This window comes from Methylobacterium persicinum (genome assembly GCF_022179525.1).
Taxonomy (GTDB): Bacteria; Pseudomonadota; Alphaproteobacteria; order Rhizobiales; family Beijerinckiaceae; genus Methylobacterium; species Methylobacterium persicinum.
The window spans coordinates 41,308-59,765 of the sequence record NZ_BPQX01000011.1 but is presented as its reverse complement, the minus strand read 5'-3'; the positions used below and the strand labels follow the sequence as shown (position 1 = coordinate 59,765).

At 68.6% G+C, this 18,458-nt stretch carries 20 protein-coding genes and 1 pseudogene; 12 read left to right on the top strand and 9 right to left on the bottom strand.

The features are described from left to right. Positions 1 to 58: 58 nt before the first annotated feature. Positions 59 to 427 carry a hypothetical protein gene (locus MFF22_RS02600; RefSeq protein WP_238247513.1) on the bottom strand — a complete coding sequence of 123 codons (369 nt, stop codon included), beginning with the start codon at positions 425 to 427 and terminating at the stop codon, positions 59 to 61. Between the two features lie 201 nt (positions 428 to 628). On the opposite strand from MFF22_RS02600, the gene MFF22_RS02595 reads away from it, so the two are divergent. Then, positions 629 to 829 (top strand): hypothetical protein, encoded by a 201-nt coding sequence (locus tag MFF22_RS02595; protein WP_163006056.1) that lies wholly within the window; start codon positions 629 to 631, stop codon positions 827 to 829. 528 nt (positions 830 to 1,357) lie between these two features. Then, the gene (locus tag MFF22_RS02590) at positions 1,358 to 3,619 is read left to right on the top strand and encodes a PAS domain S-box protein (protein ID WP_238247512.1); all 2,262 of its coding nucleotides are present in this window, start codon (positions 1,358 to 1,360) and stop codon (positions 3,617 to 3,619) included. Positions 3,620 to 3,806: 187 nt separating this feature from the next. On the opposite strand, the gene MFF22_RS02585 is transcribed toward MFF22_RS02590, so the two are convergent. After that, a complete protein-coding gene (locus tag MFF22_RS02585; RefSeq protein WP_238247511.1) occupies positions 3,807 to 4,832 on the bottom strand; it encodes an IS110 family RNA-guided transposase in 1,026 nt (341 codons plus the stop codon). A gap of 54 nt (positions 4,833 to 4,886) precedes the next feature. On the opposite strand from MFF22_RS02585, the pseudogene MFF22_RS02580 reads away from it, so the two are divergent. Beyond that, positions 4,887 to 6,758 (top strand): annotated as a pseudogene (locus tag MFF22_RS02580) (hybrid sensor histidine kinase/response regulator); the annotation flags it as partial. 54 nt (positions 6,759 to 6,812) lie between these two features. Here the strand turns inward: MFF22_RS02580 and MFF22_RS02575 are convergent. Then, a complete protein-coding gene (locus tag MFF22_RS02575) occupies positions 6,813 to 7,016 on the bottom strand; it encodes a hypothetical protein (RefSeq protein ID WP_122160869.1) in 204 nt (67 codons plus the stop codon). A 49-nt stretch (positions 7,017 to 7,065) separates the two neighbouring features. On the opposite strand from MFF22_RS02575, the gene MFF22_RS02570 reads away from it, so the two are divergent. The 3 genes from MFF22_RS02570 to MFF22_RS02560 all read left to right on the top strand — a co-directional run bounded on the left by MFF22_RS02570 (position 7,066) and on the right by MFF22_RS02560 (position 9,575). After that, positions 7,066 to 7,365 (top strand): hypothetical protein, encoded by a 300-nt coding sequence (locus MFF22_RS02570; protein ID WP_122160868.1) that lies wholly within the window; start codon positions 7,066 to 7,068, stop codon positions 7,363 to 7,365. A gap of 51 nt (positions 7,366 to 7,416) precedes the next feature. Beyond that, positions 7,417 to 9,141 carry a sensor histidine kinase gene (locus MFF22_RS02565; protein ID WP_122160867.1) on the top strand — a complete coding sequence of 575 codons (1,725 nt, stop codon included), beginning with the start codon at positions 7,417 to 7,419 and terminating at the stop codon, positions 9,139 to 9,141. A gap of 200 nt (positions 9,142 to 9,341) precedes the next feature. Next, positions 9,342 to 9,575 (top strand): hypothetical protein, encoded by a 234-nt coding sequence (locus MFF22_RS02560; protein ID WP_122160866.1) that lies wholly within the window; start codon positions 9,342 to 9,344, stop codon positions 9,573 to 9,575. 10 nt (positions 9,576 to 9,585) lie between these two features. On the opposite strand, the gene MFF22_RS02555 is transcribed toward MFF22_RS02560, so the two are convergent. From MFF22_RS02555 to MFF22_RS02540, 4 genes are all read right to left on the bottom strand, one after another. Further along, positions 9,586 to 9,984 (bottom strand): response regulator, encoded by a 399-nt coding sequence (locus MFF22_RS02555; RefSeq protein WP_122160865.1) that lies wholly within the window; start codon positions 9,982 to 9,984, stop codon positions 9,586 to 9,588. Between the two features lie 449 nt (positions 9,985 to 10,433). Beyond that, complete coding sequence (locus tag MFF22_RS02550) at positions 10,434 to 10,658, bottom strand: hypothetical protein (RefSeq protein WP_122160863.1); 225 nt, start codon at positions 10,656 to 10,658, stop codon at positions 10,434 to 10,436. Between the two features lie 72 nt (positions 10,659 to 10,730). After that, on the bottom strand, positions 10,731 to 10,970 hold the full coding sequence (locus tag MFF22_RS02545) for a hypothetical protein (protein ID WP_122160862.1): 240 nt from the start codon (positions 10,968 to 10,970) through the stop codon (positions 10,731 to 10,733). 152 nt (positions 10,971 to 11,122) lie between these two features. Then, positions 11,123 to 11,260: a hypothetical protein gene (locus MFF22_RS02540; protein WP_238247510.1), complete on the bottom strand. Its 138-nt coding sequence runs from the start codon at positions 11,258 to 11,260 to the stop codon at positions 11,123 to 11,125. 123 nt (positions 11,261 to 11,383) lie between these two features. On the opposite strand from MFF22_RS02540, the gene MFF22_RS02535 reads away from it, so the two are divergent. The 3 genes from MFF22_RS02535 to MFF22_RS02525 all read left to right on the top strand — a co-directional run bounded on the left by MFF22_RS02535 (position 11,384) and on the right by MFF22_RS02525 (position 13,572). Beyond that, positions 11,384 to 12,525, top strand: a protein-coding gene (locus MFF22_RS02535) for an IS3 family transposase (RefSeq protein ID WP_122160860.1) whose coding sequence is annotated in 2 segments (ribosomal slippage) — positions 11,384 to 11,651 and positions 11,651 to 12,525 — 1,143 coding nt in all. Because the reading frame shifts where the segments join, the coding sequence is not laid out codon by codon here. 42 nt (positions 12,526 to 12,567) lie between these two features. Then, positions 12,568 to 13,020 carry an ImmA/IrrE family metallo-endopeptidase gene (locus tag MFF22_RS02530; protein WP_281035528.1) on the top strand — a complete coding sequence of 151 codons (453 nt, stop codon included), beginning with the start codon at positions 12,568 to 12,570 and terminating at the stop codon, positions 13,018 to 13,020. A 375-nt stretch (positions 13,021 to 13,395) separates the two neighbouring features. Continuing rightward, the gene (locus MFF22_RS02525; RefSeq protein WP_163006055.1) at positions 13,396 to 13,572 is read left to right on the top strand and encodes a hypothetical protein; all 177 of its coding nucleotides are present in this window, start codon (positions 13,396 to 13,398) and stop codon (positions 13,570 to 13,572) included. 13 nt (positions 13,573 to 13,585) lie between these two features. On the opposite strand, the gene MFF22_RS02520 is transcribed toward MFF22_RS02525, so the two are convergent. Continuing rightward, the gene (locus tag MFF22_RS02520) at positions 13,586 to 14,251 is read right to left on the bottom strand and encodes a hypothetical protein (RefSeq protein ID WP_122160859.1); all 666 of its coding nucleotides are present in this window, start codon (positions 14,249 to 14,251) and stop codon (positions 13,586 to 13,588) included. Positions 14,252 to 14,813: 562 nt separating this feature from the next. On the opposite strand from MFF22_RS02520, the gene MFF22_RS02515 reads away from it, so the two are divergent. The 3 genes from MFF22_RS02515 (at position 14,814) to MFF22_RS02505 (ending at position 17,880) form a co-directional block, all read left to right on the top strand. Further along, complete coding sequence (locus tag MFF22_RS02515) at positions 14,814 to 16,613, top strand: copper resistance system multicopper oxidase (protein WP_122160858.1); 1,800 nt, start codon at positions 14,814 to 14,816, stop codon at positions 16,611 to 16,613. Next, positions 16,613 to 17,407: a copper resistance protein B gene (locus MFF22_RS02510; RefSeq protein WP_122160857.1), complete on the top strand. Its 795-nt coding sequence runs from the start codon at positions 16,613 to 16,615 to the stop codon at positions 17,405 to 17,407. The genes MFF22_RS02515 and MFF22_RS02510 overlap by 1 nt, the downstream gene beginning before the upstream one ends. Before the next feature lie 194 nt (positions 17,408 to 17,601). Next, a complete protein-coding gene (locus tag MFF22_RS02505) occupies positions 17,602 to 17,880 on the top strand; it encodes a hypothetical protein (protein ID WP_163006054.1) in 279 nt (92 codons plus the stop codon). Between the two features lie 90 nt (positions 17,881 to 17,970). On the opposite strand, the gene MFF22_RS02500 is transcribed toward MFF22_RS02505, so the two are convergent. Beyond that, positions 17,971 to 18,426: a MerR family DNA-binding transcriptional regulator gene (locus MFF22_RS02500; RefSeq protein WP_122160855.1), complete on the bottom strand. Its 456-nt coding sequence runs from the start codon at positions 18,424 to 18,426 to the stop codon at positions 17,971 to 17,973. Positions 18,427 to 18,458: the final 32 nt, after the last annotated feature.

Sequence of the window (18,458 nt, the reverse complement as noted above, 5' to 3'; positions counted from 1 at the left end):
AAGGTGGTCGGGCCGGGGAAACCAATGTGGTATGGGGCGGCCCGCGTAAGCCGCTGCTTCAACCGCAAGCACCCAGCATTGGGCCACGGATATACCGTAGGCATTTGCCTTGAGTGATCAAGCGTTGCTCATAGACTAACCTATCGTAGGCGTCCGCCTCGTAGATAGCCTCAAAGCTGGCCTCTGCAGAACCGGCAATGGGTCGCGAGCAGTCCTCGGCGACGGGTGCCAAGCGTGAGGTTTCTGCCATTCGCTCTCGGATGTCTCCGCCTCGGCCCCCTGTCCAGATGGCGGCATCGTGGGTCCTGCGCGCGAAGCGCCCGTACTCGGCGGTGAGCTGCTGCTGGCGCAGGCGGTAGGCCAGTTCCTCAGCGAGCCCGCCGCCCTGATCCGGTGCCCCGGCCTGGGCGGTCGAGCGGTCGGTCATGGCCGGCTTCCCGCTTGTTCAGACTTCAGCCGGCCTACGACTTGGCTGTCCCGTCCAGGGGGCCGGTCATGTCGCCGGGGCAGGACAGGTCGTCATCCATAAGCATTGGAGCCGTCATGGGGAATTCCCAGATCGCGAGGCATCCTCACACGCTGACGACGACGCATGCCCGACACGCGAAGGCAGGTTATGGACGCGACAATGCTGGAGATTGTCGAGGAAGAGGGCTTGGCCCGCGAGTTGGCTGGGCTAGCCCATGAGCTGGAGCAGGACGGCCACCACGCCACCGCGGACATGCTCCGCCACATGGGCCGCCGGCATCGCATCAACGGTCTGGCGCTTCGCGGCAACCTGGCCGTCCTTCAAGCCGCCGTAGGCACCGTGGCGGAGAGCGGCGACTAGCATTTCGCCATCCTGATACGGTCAAGCGTTGGTGGACGCGGCGCGAACCTTGGGCTTCCGCGCGATGGCCGCGTGCAGCACCCTCCCGACCGGGCGCAGATTGACCCTTGGAACGCCAACCCTCCCGGACTCCCTGGACTACCCCGGCGAGAATACCGGTTGAGCCGGCCTTACCGGTCCGGACTGAACGCGCCACGCGGCGCGCCGTTCGCAAGCCCTTGTGGAGGCGAAGGGCGGCCGGGCTCGGGGGCCGGCCGGTGATCCTCCCCAAGGGCCGAAGCGCGAGACACCTGCGCCGGCTTCCGGCGGGGCATGATTGCGTAAAGGGACGGGTCTGGCCTACGCCCCTGCTACCGCCGAGCCTTGCCCGTCCTACTTAGGCAGGCGATTCCACCCTTGCCGCTGCCGTCGGTTACCCGGTTTGATCACGTCCGCGTTCTCCCGTTCCGCGTCTTGCCTGGCCAAGCCCCTGCGTTCTCGGGAGCCGGATCGCCGGGTCCCATGCTTTGCATGGGTCGGGGTGCGTCCGTGAGCGGGGCCGAGATCGAGCGGCTGCGGCGACGCGAGCGCGAGCTGGAGGCGGAGGTGGCGCGGCTTCGGGACGACCGCTCCTCGTCGCCGGCAGGACACTACGCGGCGATATTCGGCAGCGCCGTCGACTTCGCCATCATCACCACGGACCGGAATGGCCGGGTCACGGCCTGGAACCCGGGTGCCGAACGCATCCTGGGCTGGTCGGCAGGGGAAATGGTCGGGCAGCCGACCTCGACCTTCTTCACGCCCGAGGACCGCGTGGCCGGCTGGCCGGAGACGGAAATGCGGTGCGCCGCGGAGACCGGGCGGGCCAACGACGAGCGCTGGCACCTGCGCAAGGACGGCACCCGCTTCTGGGCGAGCGGCGAACTGATGCCCCTCCGGTCGCCCGAGGGCGCCAGCCTGGGCTTCCTCAAGATCCTGCGCGACCGCACCGAGGCGACGGCGAGCGAGGGCGAGACACGCCGTGTCCGGGACGAGCTCCAGGTCGTCACCGACGCGCTGCCGGTGCTGATCTCCTTCATCGACCGGGATTATGTCTACCGGTTCGTGAACCGCTACTACGAGACCTGGTTTGGGCGCCCGGCCAGCGAGATCCTCGATCGGCGGGTGCGCGAGGTCGTCGGTGAGGCCGTCTACCAGGCGCGACTGCCCCTCATGGCGCGGGCGCTCGCCGGCGAGGACATCGCCTTCGACGGGCTGATGCCCTACCGCGACGGCGCAAGCCGCCAATCGGAGATCCGCTACATCCCGCGCCGGGCCGTGGACGGGACCGTCGACGGCATCTTCGTCATGGTCACCGACATCGCGGAGCGCCAGGCCGCGCAGGCCGACTTGCAGGAGGCGGAGGACCGGCTCCGGCTCGCGCTGGAGGGGGCCGGCACCGGCATCTACGACTACGACCTCGTCACCGGCATGCTGACCTGGGACGCGCGCACCCGCGCCCTGTTCGGGCTCTCCGACGACGACCCGGTCTCCTACGAAGGCGCCTTCCTTCCGGGGGTTCACCCGGACGACCGCGAGCGGGCCGACCGCGCCGTCCAGGCCGCCATCGGCTCGCGCGACGGCTTCGACATCGAGTACCGCGTCGTCGGCCGGCACGACGGCGTGGAGCGCGTGCTGGCCGCGAGGGGCAACACCGTCTTCCGGGACGGGCGGCCGGTGCGCTTCGTCGGGACGGTCCGTGACATCACCGAGGCCCGAGCCGCCGAGGCGAGCGCGCGCCGTCTGGCGGCCCTCGTCGAGCAGTCGAGCGACTTCATCGGTCTCGCCGGCCTCGGCGGCAAGGCCGAGTTCCTGAACGAGGCGGGGCGCAGGCTCGTGGGCCTCGCGAGCCTGGAGGAAGCCCGCCGTTACGACGTGGCGGACTTCTTCGAGCCCGGCGACAGGTCGACGGTGCTGGAGGAGGCGCTCCCGGCGGCGCGCGAGAGCGGCTTCTGGGAAGGCGACCTTTCGTTCCGCAACTTCTCGACCGGCGCCGCCGTCCCGGTTCACTACACGATCTTCCCGGTCCGCGACGCGCACGGCGCCGTCACCGGCTACGGCACCGTCACCCGTGATCTGACCGAGCGCCGCAGGCAGGAATCCTTCCGGGATGCCCTGATCACCTTCGGCGACCGCCTCCAGGGCTGCCGCCGAACGGCCGAGATGGCGGCCGTCGGGGCAGAGATCATGGCCCGCACGCTGGGCCTTGACCGGGCAGGCTACGGCACGGTCGACGAAGCCCTGGAGCGCATCGAGATCGAGCGGGACTGGACGGCGCCGGGCGTGGCGAGCGTCGCCGGGCGCCACCGCTTCGACGACTACGGCGAGGTGCGCGCGGGCCTGGAGGAAGGCCGCGAGATCGTCATTCCGGACGTGACCCTCGACCCGCGGACCGCGGGCAACCCGGGTCCCCTCCTGGACATCGGCGTCCGCGCCCTGATCAACGTGCCGGTCATGGAGCACGGGCGGATCGTGGCCGTGCTCTTCCTGCACGACCGGCAGGTGCGGGACTGGCGGACCGACAAGCTCGCCTTCATCCGTGACATCGCCGAGCGCACCCGCGCCGCCATCGAGCGCTTCCGCGCCGAGGCGAGCCGACGCGAGAGCGAGGAGCAGTTCCGGGTCTTCGCGCAGGCCATCCCGAACCAAGTCTGGGCCGCGCATCCGGACGGCTCGCTGTACTGGTTCATGTCTGGATGCCCCCTGTCGCGCAAGAGGGTGTTGAGCGGCTCTGACGGGGGATCGGGTGCGGTCATGTCTCAGGCCTCATGAAGCGGCCTTGTCCATGCCGCGGGCCAGTATGGAGATGCGCGGATCAGGTGCAGATCAACACACGCGAGCTCGTGGCTCGTCAACCAGTCTTGCTTTTCCTGATCCCGATCTGACCGATCGTTCCGTCCTTACCTCTCTTCGACCTTCCTGCCCGCCACACCGATGCGACGGTGGCTTGATGTCTTGATCAAGCCGCCGGCACCGGAGCCCTGTAATTCTCGTTCTTCATCAGCATCGCCCAGGCTGCACGGGCCATCTTGTTCGCCAAAGCGATGGCCAAGACCAGACGCGGCTTGCGTGGCAGCATCCGCGCCAGCCAGGAGCCTGCCGGCGCTCCCTTACGGATCGACCAGCGGATGACCGTCATGGCGCCGATGATCAGGAGACGCCGGATGTCGCGCTGGCCCATCTTGGAGACGCGACCCAGGACCTGCTTTCCGCCTGAAGAGAACTGCCGCGGCACGAGGCCGAGCCAGGCTGCAAAATCGCGTCCGCGCTTGAACGTCGCCATCGGCGGCGCGAACGTCTCGATCGCCATCGCGGTGATCGGCCCGATCCCCGGCATCGTCATGAGGCGGGACGGCGTGCCAGATCGCTTGGCTTCCCGCGCGACCCGCTTCTCCAACTCCGAGATCCGCGCGTCGAGATCCTTGATCTGGTCGAGGTAGAGACGGCTCAGATCGGCAACGAGCGGATCGAGCGAAGTCGTGACGTCGTCAAGCGCCTGGGCGAGCTGGCGCACGTTGGTCGCTCCCTGCGGCGCCACGATGCCGTGCTCGGCGAGATGGCCGCGCAACGCATTGATGAGCTGGGTGCGCTGCCGGACCAGAAGGTCGCGCGTCCGAAAGATCATGGCTCGCGCCTGCTGAGCCTCGCTCTTGATCGCAACAAAGCGCATCGTCGGGCGCGAGGCGGCCTCGGCGATCGCCTGCGCGTCGGCGGCATCGTTCTTCTGCCGCTTGATGAACGGTTTGACGTAGATCGGTGGGATCAGTCGGACCTCGTGCCCCAGTTCACGGATCGCACGTCCCCACTCGTGTGCCGAAGCGCAGGCCTCCATGGCGACGATGCAGGCCGGAAGTTGCGCGAAAAACGTGAGGACCTGCGGTCGCGACAGCTTTTTGCGTAGCGCGACGCTGCCATCGGCGCGTGCGCCGTGAACTTGGAAGATGCGCTTGGCCAGATCGAGGCCGACGATGGCGATCGGATCCATGGACTGCTCCGGCAGATGTGAAAGGTCCAGGCCCAGACTACCGGCTTCCGCCGGAGTGGGGGCATCCAGTCCATCAACGACCAGTTCTACGCCTATTGCGGCGCGCCGGAAGGAAGCGTGCTCGGCCCCGATGCCTGGGCCCGCATCGTCCACCCGGACGATGTCGGTCCGGCCACGGCTGCATGGGCTCAGGCTCGCGAGGCCGAGGGCATCTACGAGACCGAGTACCGGGTGCGTCGGGTCGATGGCGCCTACCGCTGGTTCCTGGTCAGGGGAGAGCCGGTGCGCGACGCCGCGGGGCGGGTGACGCGCTGGGTCGGCACCAACACCGACATCGACGACCGGAAGCGGGCAGCCGCCGAGCTGGAGCATCTAGCGGCCACGCTGGAGCAGCAGGTCGAGGAGCGCACCCGCGACCGCGACCGGATGTGGCGCCTCTCGACCGACGTGATGCTGGTGGCGCGCTTCGAGGCGACCATCGTGGCGGTGAACCCGGCCTGGACGGCGCTCTTCGGCTGGAGCGCGGCGGAACTGATCGGGCGCTCCTTCATGGACCTCGTCCATCCCGACGACGCGGCCGACACCGCGGCGGCGGCCAGCGATCTCTCGGACGGGGCGACCATCCCGCGTTTCGAGAACCGCTACCGCCACAAGGACGGCAGCTACCGCTGGCTGTCTTGGACGGCTGTTCCAGACGAGGACTTCATCCACGCGGTCGGGCGCGACATCCAGGCCGAGAAGGAGGCCGCCCAGGCGCTCGCCAGGACCGAGGAGGCCCTGCGCCAGTCGCAGAAGATGGAGGCGGTCGGCCAGCTCACGGGCGGCCTCGCGCATGACTTCAACAACCTGCTCGCCGGCATCTCAGGCTCGCTGGAGCTGATGCAGACCCGCATGAGCCAGGGCCGGCTGACCGACATCGACCGCTACATGACCGCTGCGCAGGGCGCCTCGAAGCGGGCCGCGGCCCTCACGCACCGCCTGCTCGCCTTCTCGCGCCGTCAGACCCTCGACCCCAAGCCCACCGACGTGAACGCCCTCGTCAACGGGATGGAGGACCTGATCCGCCGAACGGTCGGCCCCTCCGTCCACATCGAGGTGGTCGGCGCGGCCGGTCTGTGGCCGGCGCTGGTCGACCCGCACCAACTTGAGAACGCCCTGCTGAACCTCTGCATCAACGCGCGCGACGCGATGCCGGAGGGTGGGCGCATCACCATCGAGACGGCCAACAAGTGGCTCGACGAGCATGGCGCCCGCGACCGCGACCTGGCACCAGGCCAGTACCTGTCGCTCTGTGTCACCGATACCGGCACCGGCATGACCTCGGACGTGATCGCCCGCGCCTTCGACCCGTTCTTCACGACGAAGCCTATCGGCCAAGGCACCGGGCTCGGGCTGTCCATGATCTACGGGTTCGCCCGGCAATCGGGCGGTCAGGTCCGGATCTACTCGGAGGTCGGCCAGGGCACGACGATGTGCCTCTACCTGCCCCGGCACTACGGCGAGGCGGAAACCGATGTGAGGCTGCCCGACCTCGCCTCTGCCCCGCGTGCCGAGCAGGGGGAGACCGTGCTGGTGGTCGACGACGAGCCGACGGTGCGGATGCTGGTCACGGAGGTTCTGGAGGACCTGGGCTACACCGCCATCGAGGCGGCGGATGCCGCATCCGGCCTCAAGGTGCTGCAATCCGACGTGCGCATGGACCTGCTCGTCACCGACGTCGGACTGCCCGGCGGCATGAACGGGCGGCAGATGGCGGACGCGGCCCGGGTGAACCGGCCCGACCTGAAGGTGCTGTTCATCACCGGCTATGCCGAGAACGCGGCGGTGGGCAACGGGCACCTGGAGCCGGGCATGCAGGTGCTGACCAAGCCCTTCGTCATGGAGGTGCTGGCCAGCCGCATCAAGGAGCTCATCGCGGCGGCCTGACGTCCTCGCCGGGACGCACGCTGCGCATCACTCGCCATCCCCGGCACTCGCCGCTCACATCTTCGCCTCGGCTCGGGCCAGATGGGCCTCGTGCTGGCGCTGGAGTTCCTCGAAGGTGGCGAGCAAGGCCTCCGCCTCCTCGATGGGCAAGCCGTCCGCTCGCAGGCGGGCCACGAGGGTGCGCTGTCGGGCGACCTGTCCCTCGCCTTCGCGGACATGCCGTCTGACCATCGCGAGTTCGGATTCCTCTGGGTCCATTCAGCCATCATAGCCGATCGGCGATGGCCCGTCCCTCCGACCTGACGCGATGGCCGCTTCCGATGCCGTGGACCTGCGCTGGCAGGTGGTGCACGAGGGCGAGGCGCCGCGGTTCCGCCTGAGCTGGTCCCACCAAGGCGGCCCATCCATCCTGACCCAGCCCGCGAGGCGTGGTTCCGGCTCGCGCCTGATCGAGCGAAGCTTCACCGGCGAGGTCGGAGGGAAGGTCAAGCCCACCTACGCAGCCACCGGCCTCGTCTGCCACTCGTCGCCGCCTAGCCAGCCCCTCGTCTCGTTCCTGACGCCGCACGCCCTGGACCGCGCGGCGGGTCCGCCTATCTTCCGTTAAACTCCTCCTGTCTCATTGCCGAGGGAACCGCGGAGTAGGGCCGGTCCCTCGATGTCGCTGACCAAACGGATCGTCGGCCTGGTGGCCCTGGCGCTCATGCCGGCGCTGGCCATCCAGGGCTACAACGAGTACGCCCTGCGTGCCGCGCGGAGCGAGGCGGTGCGCGCCGAGGCGATGCGCACGGCCCGAAGCGTCGCGGCGGACCTCGGGCAGTTCGGACGCGGCGTGCGCCAAGCCCTCGGCATCCTCGCGGAGGTGCCCGAGATCCGCGGCAAGGACCACGAGGTCTGCACGCCCTACCTGAGGACGCTGCTCGACAAGGTGCCGGGCGCCTTCTTCTTCGCCGTGGTCGACACGGACGGGAGCGTGGTCTGCAACACGCTCGGTTCCGCACGCAGCGCCTACTCGCTGGCGAACCGGCGCTACTTCCAGGACGCGCTGCGTACCGGCGGCTTCGTGGTCGGCGAGCACACCCGCGGTCGCATAACCGACAAGCCCACCATCCAACTCGCGCAGGCGCTGGCGGGCCCGGACGGACACCCGGAGGGCGTCTTGGTGGCCAGCATCGACCTCGACTACCTGGCCGGCCAGCAGGCCCGGGCGGGCCTGCCATACGATGCGACGCTCACAGTCGCCGACAAGGCCGGCGTGATCCTCATCCGCGTGCCGGACCACGCGCAATGGGTCGGGAAACCCCTGCCGCCCGCCTTCTGGTCTGCGCTCTCGGAGAACCGCGGCCAAGTCGTCGACATGCGGGGTATGCGTGGCCGAATGCGCATCACCGGCGTCGCGGCCGCCACGCCGGACGACCTCGACGGCATCACGGTCGCCGTCGGGCTGTCGCCGGCCTCGGCCTTCGCCGACATCGACGCGGCGACCTGGCGCGGGCTGGTGCTGATCGGCCTGGGGGCCGCCCTGGCGCTTGCGGCGGCCCTGCTTGCCGGACGGGCGTTCATCCGCGAGCCAGTGAGCCGCCTGCTCCGGGTCGCGTCCGCTTGGCGGTTGGGTAATCTCAAGGCGCGGACCGGCATCTCCGGGCCGACCGAGTTCGGACAGCTCGGCGAGGCGTTCGATGCCATGGCGGCGTCCCTGCAGAAGCACGAGGGCGAGTTGCGCGCTGAACTCGCCCGAAGCCATCTGCTGCAGGAGCGGCAGACGCTGATGCTGCACGAGTTGAACCATCGCGTGCGCAACACGCTGACGACCGTGCAGTCCCTGGCCAGGCAGTCGCGCCGAGACGACCGGCTGGAGGGCCGCATCCTCGCACTGTCGAAGACACACGACCTGCTATCCCGGGACGAATGGGGCGCCGCTTCCCTGCGCACGGTGCTGGAGAACGAGCTGGCCCCGTTCCGCGACGAGCAGGCGCACCGCTTCAGCCTGGACGGGCCGGACCTCGACCTCCCGCCCCGCTACGTCCTGGCGCTCGGCATGACGGTCCACGAGCTGACGACCAACGCCGCCAAGTACGGTGCCCTGTCGACGGAGAACGGGCGGGTCGACGTGACCTGGCGCGTCGTCGTGGGGGAGAGCGGTGCCCGGCGGCTCGCGCTGGAGTGGCGTGAGAGCGGGGGGCCACCCGTCCAGGAACCGGGCAGGCGCGGCTTCGGAACCCGCCTGATCACCGGCGGCGTCAGCCGGGAGCTCGGCGGCCTGGTTCGGCTTGAGTTCGCCGCCGATGGCCTGCGCTGCACGCTCGACGTGCCCCTCGACGAGCAGGACCGTTTCACCTCGTTCCGGGAGGTGGCTGGCGGCCAGCCGTTCGGCACGGCCTGAGGGCGTAAGGGGACATCCCATGCCGGCCTCATCTTCAACCTGACAGGCCAGGGCGGTCTGCGCGTCCTGGCGGCCCGCTGGGCCAGGGGTTCCCGCTACGGTTCGGGCATCTGGCCGCACGCCGTGCCGCTGCGGTCCCTGGGCTCGATGCCTATCTGCGGCCGGCCGCCAAGCGGCTCATCCCAACCTCTGCGTGAAGAATGACCGATGAATCGGACGACCAGATCACTTGGCTCGTGCAGACCCTGGCCGAGAACGCCGGCGCCTCGGATGCGGCCGTGGGGCTGATGGTGGAGCGGTTGCGGCGCATGGAGGACGAGGCCCGGCTCGACGGGGCGGACAGGCAGACCCTGCAGCGGATCATGTCCGGACGCCGCCTTCTGGGCGATAGGGCGGATCTCGGTCCAATCCTGCCGTCCAAAGCCACCAAGTAGACGCCGCGGCTCAGGCCGGGTTCTCTTGGGGCTCCCGCAGCGCTGCATGGGCCTGGGCCAGGATGTCGAGCGGCAACCAAGGCCGGCGGGTGCATACCGTCTGTACGGGCACCCGCTTCCGGCACGTCTCGGGGGTCCCCGTGCTCACCACCACCCGTATGCCTGGCCGGAGCCTGCCGGCCGCCGTGGCGAGTTGATGCCCGCCGACCTCGCCCTTTAGCGTCGCGGTGCTCAGCAGCATGACGACGTCGTCGCCGCAGCGCTGCAAGACCTCGACCGCTGCCTCCCCGCTGGCGCAGGTGATCACGTCGAGGTCCGTCTCGCCCAGAAGCGTCTCGGCCTCGGCCCTCGTGGCTTGGTCATCGTCGACCACGAGGGCCAGCGGGGCGGCGTGGGTCATCTTCCGCATCAGTTCTCCTCGGGTTGTTCCACGTGGTCGACCCGCTCGGCGAGCTGAGCGATCAACCTATTCCAGTCCTCGGGCAGGGTGTCGTCCACAAGAGCGGAGTAGGCGTCCTCAAGCGCGTTACCGACCCCGTGAAGGCAGGGGTCCTGGGTTGCCGAGGAGCGGTTGGGGTGCCACAGATGACATTGGCGCATGGGTTCCCGTCCCGAGGCGGCGCCTGTCCCGCCGGCCCCGGCCCCACCTTAACGTGTGATAAGTTGTCCTAACCAATGAGCCCAGGCGCGGTTGGTTGCAGCGTGGCTTTAGTGGGAACGCCAATTGCCAAGGCATCGACGCCTGCGGCGCGGCAAGGGCGTGCGGGGCCGGTTGGCCGTGGGCCAACTCACCGAGACCGAGTGCCACTTACACCGAAAGTGAGGAGGGCGGCCTGGGTCTGACCGTCCGAGGCATCGTCATGTCTGGCTGTTATAGCGCTCGGAGTAGATCTCCTTCAGCGCCGCGAACTGGCCCTGCATCTCCAGGATCCTCACCCGGTGACGGCGGGCGAGGGTCAGCATGATGTCGGCGGCCTCGTCGGGCGTTACCGACGCAGCCCGGACCAGTTCGGCCGCCACCACCTCAAGGGCGACGATGCCCCTGTCGAGCGTGTTGAGGTAATTCAGCATTTCGAGGCGCATGGCCCCGCCTTTCTCAGGCGGCCGGCGCCGCAATACGGCACCTGGGCGGTACAGGCCCGGAGCGGTTTCGCTCTACGGCATGGGCCGAAACCGGGTGTCGTACCGCTCGCGCAGTGCGGCAAGCCTGCCCTGCATGACCAGAACCTGCACGCGGCGTCGCTGGGCCCGACCAAGCAAGGTCTGGGCTATGGGTTCGCCGTCGAGCAGGATGGCGGACCTCACCAGTTCGTCCGCGGTCGTGTTCAACGCCGCGATCTTGACGCTCAGGGCCTTCATCCGCCCGAGCATCGCCTTGCGCAGACCCTCGTTCATGCCGCCCCCATTCGCCGCAGACACCGGATGAACGTTCCTTCCAGGCTGATCAACACCCTTCGTGTTGAAGGTGCAGGCCAGCCGCGTCGAGGACCTGATCACCGCGCCCTGACGTCGAGGGCTCAGGCTCGGTGGCGTGCCGGGGCCCGGCGTCAGCCCGCCTTGCGGGCGTAGCGTCCCTCGTCCCGAGGCTCGAAGTAGCGACCGTGGAAGACGCGGACGTCCATCTTCTTCTTGAGCGTGCCCGGTGTCAGGGGCTCCTTGTGCAGGGTGGCGCCGCGGTGGGTCACGGCCCTGAGCTCCGGTAGGATCTCGGCCGGCGTTAGGGGGCCCCGCTCCACCAGGAGTGACCTGACCGGCTGGCTTTGGACCGGGCTGATTGAGAGGATCAGCCCGGACCGAAGGAGGCGGACATGCGGCGAGGTCAGAAGACGAGCGCGGAGCAGGTGGTGCTGAAGCTGCGGCAGGTCGAGGTGCAGACAGCCCAGGGCAAGTCTTTGTCACTGGCGTGCAAGGAGGCTGAGATCTCCGAGCAGAGCTATTACCGCTGGCGCAAGGAGTACGGCGGTCTCCAAGTCGATCAGGCCAGGAAGATGAAGGACTTGGAGCGCGAGAACGCGCGGCTGCGCCGGCTGGTGGCCGATCTATCCTTGGTGGGTCAGGTGCTGGCGGACGTCGCCTCGGGAAACTTGTAGCCCCCGAGCGACGCCGGCAGGCGGTGGACGGCATCCGGGAGAAGTACGGCCTCTCGGAACGTCACGCCTGCCGGATCATCGGTCAGCACCGCGGCACGCAGCGCTACGTGTCCACGCTGCCGGCCGACGAGGACGCGCTGACCCGCGCCATCGTCGCCCTGGCGTCCGAGTACGGGCGCTACGGCTACCGCCGTGTCACCGCGCTGCTGCAAGCAGACGGCTGGCAGGTGGGCAAGGATCGGGTTCAACGCATCTGGCGTCGTGAGGGGCTCAAGGTCCCACAGAAGCACCGACCGCGCAGCCGGCTGTGGCTGAACGACGGATCCAGCGTGCGGCTACGACCGCTCCACCGCAATCACGTCTGGAGCTTCGACTTCGTGCAAGCCCAGACGCACGATGGGCGCTCTCTGCGCATCCTGACGCTGATCGACGAGCATAGCCGGGCTTGTCTGGCGCTGAAGGTGGCGCGACGCATCAACAGCGTCGGCGTGATCGAAGCGCTGGCCGACGCCATGTGCCTGCACGGCATCCCGGAGCACATCCGCTGCGATAATGGTCCTGAGATGATCTCCAAGGCGTTGCGCAAATGGGTCGCCAAAGCTGGAGCACAGATCCAGTACATCGCGCCGGGCTCGCCGTGGGAGAACGGGTACTGCGAGAGCTTCAATGGCAAGCTTCAGGATGAGTACCTGAGACAGGAGATCTTCCACTCGCTGAAGGAGGCGCAGATCGTGATCGGTCTTTGGAAAACTACATACAACCGCGTCCGGCCGCACTCGTCCCTGGGCTATCGGCCGCCCGCGCCTGTCAGCTACCCGGATCTGGCCTTCCGGCTACCCATGGCAGCGGCCATGCAGTAGCCTCCCAATCGGCTCGGTCCAGAATACCGGTCAGTCACAGAGATCAAGGTCTCTCAGACACTTTCCGCGAGCGAAACGAGAGAGAACCGTTATAGAACAACACACGCGCATGAACTGGGACATGCCGTCTTCCATGACGAAGTTTTCCAGTTGAGGTTTGCGGCCGGAGACCTGTTCGTCGAACGAGGCGGGGTACGCATCATCTGCAAACGTGAAACGATGCTGGATGCCCCTCAGGTCGATTGGATGGAGTGGCAGGCGTCCTACGCGAGCGGTGCCTTCTTGATGCCTCGGGAGGCGCTCACTGACCTGCTTCGGCCCCTCGTCGTAGCAAGCGGCAAGCTCACCCCCTTTCGCATCGGAACCGAACTTTCCGATCAATTGATTGCCGCAGTTACCGACGCCTTCGCAGTTTCCAGGGAGGCGGCGAAGATCCGCCTCATCAAGCTGAATTATCTCTCGGACAAGCTTGTAACAGCGACACTTTTCGACTGAAGCTCATCTCGGTTCGTGTCCCCGAAAGAAGGCTTTCATTCGCACGTGGGGTATCTGGTAGCGCTACCCGATACCCCGCCTCTGAGTCGCGTTTTCGGACCCTGGCCAGGCGAATCGGAACGGCCTTCGGCACCGTTCCGGCGTCGCGGTCCTGTGGATCCCGGCGCCCCGGGCTTGCACGGGCACCCAGCGCCGAGACACGGTTCCTGACCCTCTGGAGACACCGCCATGAAACCCATGGCGAGCGCCCCACCGACTGACCGCCGGAGTGCCGCCGCGTGCCGAGCCTCCGCATCCCGCGGGGCTCCGATGTCACCCAGGACCGTTTGGTCGAGCGACCGTCACTTCGGACATGAAGCCCTCCTCGATGAGCGCATGGCCGTCCGCCGCCCCTTCGCCTCCATCGATGAGCACGACGAGACGTTGATCGCGCAATGGAACGCCGCGGGGGAAGCCGGCGTCGCGGACGCGGCGAGCTACGACCAGGTCCGGACGAAGCTCTACAGGCGCCGCGACCTGGCGGCCTGCCCGCTGGTCGCCGACGCCGCCTGACCCGGCGCCGGGGTCAGTGCATCCCGGGCGCCGCCGGCGACTCGGCCAGTTCGAGCTCCGCCGACGGATCGTACGACACCTGCATGATGCCGAACGTCATGGCGGCGCAGCACATGCGGCAGGCGTCGTACCGGGTCTGGAACTCGGCCGCGGCCCAGGCATCCGCCGTGACGGGCCTGTCGCCGGAGATCTCGGAGCGGAGGAGGTTGAGCTCCCGTCGGATGTGCGTTGCGTCAAATTCGACGTGCGGGACGCGGGCCGCGTAGCTTTCGAGCATCCCCGGATCGACCGGGACCTCGTGCTCGTCGAACCGGAACCAGCGCAGTCCCGTCGCCGGGTCCGGCGGCGGGACGTTGTCGCGCTGCGCGCAGATCGACATCATGCCGACGACGCTCTCGATGGCGTCCGTCCGCGTGGCGACCGGCTCCGGGGTGCCGACGATTGTGGGAACGCCTGGCGGCAGTCCCTTGAACTCCAAGTCGGCATGCCAGCCGTCGCCGACCTTGTAGAGGTGGACGCCGGCCGCCTTGGAGAGCTGCCAGTACGCCTCGGCGGCCGCGAAGACGTTGCTCCGCGCCTCGACCTGCACGCCCGTCACGTTCACGAGCTTGCCCTTCAACTGCCTGAGCATGGACGCCGCCTTCGCCCGATTCTGCGGATTGCTATGCTTGTAGCCCATGGCAACGCCTCGTCCCCCCGCCCGCGACAGCGCCGGCCGGTCGAGGAATTCTCCGGTTCAGGGTCGCAACCCACAAACCGCCAGGGGCACCGCACGTCAGGTTATGCGACCCGGAAAATGATGTGCGGATCTTTGGTGCCTGAAGCAGGTGACCATGGTGTGGGGGCCGCCTGTCCCCCTAGGTGCTCAACGCGGATCAAAGGGTCGGCGATCAACAAGGAGCCCAATCGGCCGCTTGCCGCCCCTCCAACGGTCGCGGGTTTTCGTCGACCGGTCCCCAAAAGGTAGTCGTCGCGGTCCGCCGCCCGGTCTCTCACGACATGGAGGAGGGGAGGCGGCGCGCCGATGGGGCCTACCTCGGAACGCATCAGGCCGGGCGGTGATACACGGCGCCACGTCAGGTGCGGGTCCGCGCGTCGGTGTTGCCACGCGATCACATCGTACGCGGAACGCGCCGGCGGAGCGTCGACCGGCTTGATCCTCCCACGTTGGAAGGCGGCAGCCTTCCCGAGACCTGACATGTCGCCCGGTTCCTCGGCGCGGCCCAACCGGGGGAGCGCAGGTGACATCGCATTCGAGGAACCGTACGGCACCGACACGCCGCAGCTTGGTCTCCGGCCTCGGCGCTTGCGCCGTCGCGGGCCTGTCGCCGTGCAGCCGTCCCGCCTTCGCCCTGACCAGCCCCGGCGAGGCCACGGCGCCGCGCGCCGCGACCTACGACCTCACCCTGGCCCGCGGAACGGTCGACAAGACCGGCACCCCCACCTGGGCCAACACCATCAACGGCGGCGTGCCCGGACCGGTGCTGCGCTGGCACGAGGGTGACGTCGTCACCATCAACGTCCGCAACGAATTGCCCGAGATGACCGGCATGCACTGGCACGGCATCATCCTGCCCAACGACATGGACGGCGTGCCGGGCCTGGAGTTCCCGGGCATCCAGCCCGGCGAGACCTTCACCTACCGCTTCCCGGTGCTGCAGAGCGGCACCTACTGGTACCACAGCCACATGGGCTACCAGGAGCAGAAGGGCGTCTACGGGGCTCTGATCATCGAACCGCGCGGCCGCGACCTGGTCCAGGCCGACCGCGATTACGTCGTGCTCCTGAGCGACTGGACCGACGAGGATCCCGAGCGCATCCAGAACAAGCTCAAGTACCAAGCCGACTACTACAATTTCGGCAAGCGCACGGTTCGGACGTTCTTCGCCGACGCCGAGCGCAGCGGGCTCGCCGACACGGTCAAGGAGCGCTGGCACGAGTCCGAGTCGCGCATGGACCCGTCCGGCCTGGAGGCGCCGTCCGGCGAGACCTACACCTACCTGATGAACGGGCAGCCGCCCGGGGCGAACTGGACGGCCCTGTTCCGGCCCGGGGAGCGGGTCCGGCTGCGCATCATCAACGCCTCCGCGGCGACCTACTACGACGTGCGCATCCCCGGCCTGACCATGAGCGTGGTCAATGTCCACGGCAACGACGTCGTCCCGGTTCCGGTCGATCAGTTCCGCATCGGCGTGGCCGAGACCTACGACGTGATCGTTCGCCCGCGCGAGGCGCGGGCCTACACCATCTTCGCGCAGGACCTCGGCCGGTCCGGCTACGCCCGCGGCACGCTCGCGCCACGCGACGGGATGGCGGCCGAGATCCCGCCCTTCGACCCGCGGCCGCTGCGGACCATGACCGACATGGGCATGCAGGGCATGATGGGCCGCGACCAGATCGGCGCTTCCCATCCCGACGGCTCGCGCATCGGCGGCATCCTCGGCGAGCACGCCCACGAGATCGTGCCGGACAAGCGTCGCCTCGCCGGCCACCAACCCATGGCGAAGCCGCCGCCTGGCGTCGAGCTCGATGAGACCGGCGTCGAGGTCCAGATGAAGCCGAAGATGCTGAGCGACCGCACCCGCATCCCCGGTGACGGCCTGAACCAGCTGAACCGCCGCGTGCTGACCTACGCCGACCTGCGCTCGATCAACCCCGGCGTCGACGACCGCCGGCCGACCCGCGAGATCGTGCTCAAGCTCAGCGGCAACATGCAGCGCATGATCTGGGGCTTCGACGGTAAGAAGTTCACCGAGGTGGGACCCATCGACGTGACGGTCGGCGAGCGGTTCCGGCTCGTGATGATCAACGAGACGATGATGAGCCACCCGATCCACCTGCACGGCATGTGGATGGAGCTGGAGAACGGGCAGGGGCGGCACCGACCTTACCTGCACACGGTCAGCGTCGCCCCGGCCGAGAAGCTGTCGATGCTGGTCACCCCCGTGGCGACCGGGCAGTGGCCGCTGCACTGCCACATCCTGTATCATTTCGAGGCTGGCATGTTCCGTACCCTGCGCGTCCTGCCGAGGGAGGCGTGATGCGCGCGCCTGCCACCCTCGCGCTCATCGTCCCACTCATCGCACTCGCGCCCTCCGGCGTCCTGGCCCAGAGCGTGACGGGGCTGCTCAACGGCGGCACGCGCCTCGGGCCGGATACGCTGCAGGGCGCCGCGCCCTACGGCAACCCGATCCTCGACGACCGAGTGTACGCCCACGCCTTCCTCAACCAGTTCGAGGGTCGCTTCGGGGACGGGAGCTACTTCCGTTACGACGGACAGGCCTGGATCGGGGACGACTACAACAAGCTGTGGCTGAAATCGGAGGGTCGTTACAACGCCGGCAATCGTGGGCGTTTCTCGGACGGCGACCATGAGGCCCTCTACACCCGACCGATCTCGACCTATTTCGATATGCAGGTCGGCGTGCGCTCGGACATCGACAGCCTGCGCAATCGGACCTGGGCCGCCTTCGGCATCCAGGGGCTGGCCATCGGGTTCTGGAACCTCGAACTCACGGGCTACGCCAGTGACAACGGGCGCTTCGCATTCCGGGGTAACGCCTCCTACGATCTCTACCTGACGCAGCGCCTGATCCTCCAGCCGCAGATCGAGATGAACGCCTACTCGAAGGCCGACCGCGGCCGGGAGCTCGGTTCGGGGGTGTCGGACATCGATATGGGCCTACGGCTGCGCTACGAGTTCACCCGCGAGATCGCACCCTACGTCGGCCTCTCCTACCAGCAGTTCCTGGGCGGCACGGCGGACTACCGGCGCCGGTCCGGAGAGGGCAGCGGCGACCTGCGGGCGCTGGCCGGCCTGCGCCTCTGGTACTGAGACGCTACCCTGCCAGTCGATGCACCACCCGTCGTCACGCCACGGAAGCGCCGGGTCGCCGCGCGGTCGCGCGAAGGCGTCGGCGACCGCACCGTATCGCTCGAACCCTGCGGCACTGCGGGACGTCTTCCTGATCGGGCTCGCCCGACCCGCCGGCCGCGATGCCACTCTTCGCCCAACCGTGGAGATCGACCGTGACGCAGACCTTTCGCCCGCTCCTCGCCGCGCTCATGCTCCTGGCCGGCCTGGGATCGGCGCACGCACAGGCCGTCACGGAGCCGGGGTTGAAGGGTTACGGGATCAGGGCGGTGGAAGGGGCAACTCTTCCCGAGATGCTCGGTCGCTGCGCCGCCGCCGACCGAGGAGAGGCCTCCCTCGCGTCGGGCGAGACCCCGGCCTTGCTGGCCGCCCGGTGCGACCAACTCCGGCGTTCGCTCCGGACCCAGCCGGGCAATACGGCGCAACGGCGCTGACGCGAGGGCCCCCGACGCCGACGTCGGCCAAGCGCGCGCGGCCGCGGCGCTCCGGGGCCCCGGACCGTCATCCGACCCGTACCGAGCCCGTCATCTCGCCGGACCGGCCTCGATACGTGCCGAAGGGGCGGGAGCGGGCCCTTCGCCCGGTCGCGCGGGCTCGCGGGCGAGGGCGTCGAGCAGCGGGCATTCCGGCCGGTCATCGCCGGGGCATGTCTCGGCGAGATCCCGCAACGAGGCTGCGGCGTCCGCCAGCGCGGCGGCGCGTCGTTCCATGTCGGTCGCGCGCCGGATCGCCAAGTCCTTCACCCCAGCGCTGGCACGCTCCTCGTCGCGCCACAGGCGCAGCAGCACGGCGGTGTCGGCGACCGAGAAGCCGAGGATGCGGGCCCGGTGCACGAATCGCAGCGTGCGCACCTCGTCCTCGGCGTAGACCCGATGACCCGACGCCGACCGGGTCGGTGACCGGATCAGGCCGGCGCGCTCGTAATAGCGGATCATCTTGGGCGAGATTCCGCAGGCGCGTGCAGCCTCCCCGATCCTCATCGCGCCACCTCCCGTTCCGTCGAGGCGCGTCG

Bases quoted from the DNA above. Each gene is read 5' to 3' on its own strand.
- MFF22_RS02570 (WP_122160868.1), top strand. From the start codon at position 7,066: ATGGCCGCTTCCGATGCCGTGGACCTGCGCTGGCAGGTGGTGCACGAG.
- MFF22_RS02545 (WP_122160862.1), bottom strand. From the start codon at position 10,970: ATGAACGAGGGTCTGCGCAAGGCGATGCTCGGGCGGATGAAGGCCCTG.
- MFF22_RS02600 (WP_238247513.1), bottom strand. From the start codon at position 427: ATGACCGACCGCTCGACCGCCCAGGCCGGGGCACCGGATCAGGGCGGC.
- MFF22_RS02510 (WP_122160857.1), top strand. From the start codon at position 16,613: ATGCGCGCGCCTGCCACCCTCGCGCTCATCGTCCCACTCATCGCACTC.
- MFF22_RS02560 (WP_122160866.1), top strand. From the start codon at position 9,342: ATGACCGATGAATCGGACGACCAGATCACTTGGCTCGTGCAGACCCTG.
- MFF22_RS02550 (WP_122160863.1), bottom strand. From the start codon at position 10,658: ATGCGCCTCGAAATGCTGAATTACCTCAACACGCTCGACAGGGGCATC.
- MFF22_RS02565 (WP_122160867.1), top strand. From the start codon at position 7,417: ATGTCGCTGACCAAACGGATCGTCGGCCTGGTGGCCCTGGCGCTCATG.
- MFF22_RS02500 (WP_122160855.1), bottom strand. From the start codon at position 18,426: ATGAGGATCGGGGAGGCTGCACGCGCCTGCGGAATCTCGCCCAAGATG.
- MFF22_RS02585 (WP_238247511.1), bottom strand. From the start codon at position 4,832: ATGGATCCGATCGCCATCGTCGGCCTCGATCTGGCCAAGCGCATCTTC.
- MFF22_RS02595 (WP_163006056.1), top strand. From the start codon at position 629: ATGCTGGAGATTGTCGAGGAAGAGGGCTTGGCCCGCGAGTTGGCTGGG.
- MFF22_RS02555 (WP_122160865.1), bottom strand. From the start codon at position 9,984: ATGCGGAAGATGACCCACGCCGCCCCGCTGGCCCTCGTGGTCGACGAT.
- MFF22_RS02520 (WP_122160859.1), bottom strand. From the start codon at position 14,251: ATGGGCTACAAGCATAGCAATCCGCAGAATCGGGCGAAGGCGGCGTCC.
- MFF22_RS02575 (WP_122160869.1), bottom strand. From the start codon at position 7,016: ATGGACCCAGAGGAATCCGAACTCGCGATGGTCAGACGGCATGTCCGC.
- MFF22_RS02525 (WP_163006055.1), top strand. From the start codon at position 13,396: ATGGCCGTCCGCCGCCCCTTCGCCTCCATCGATGAGCACGACGAGACG.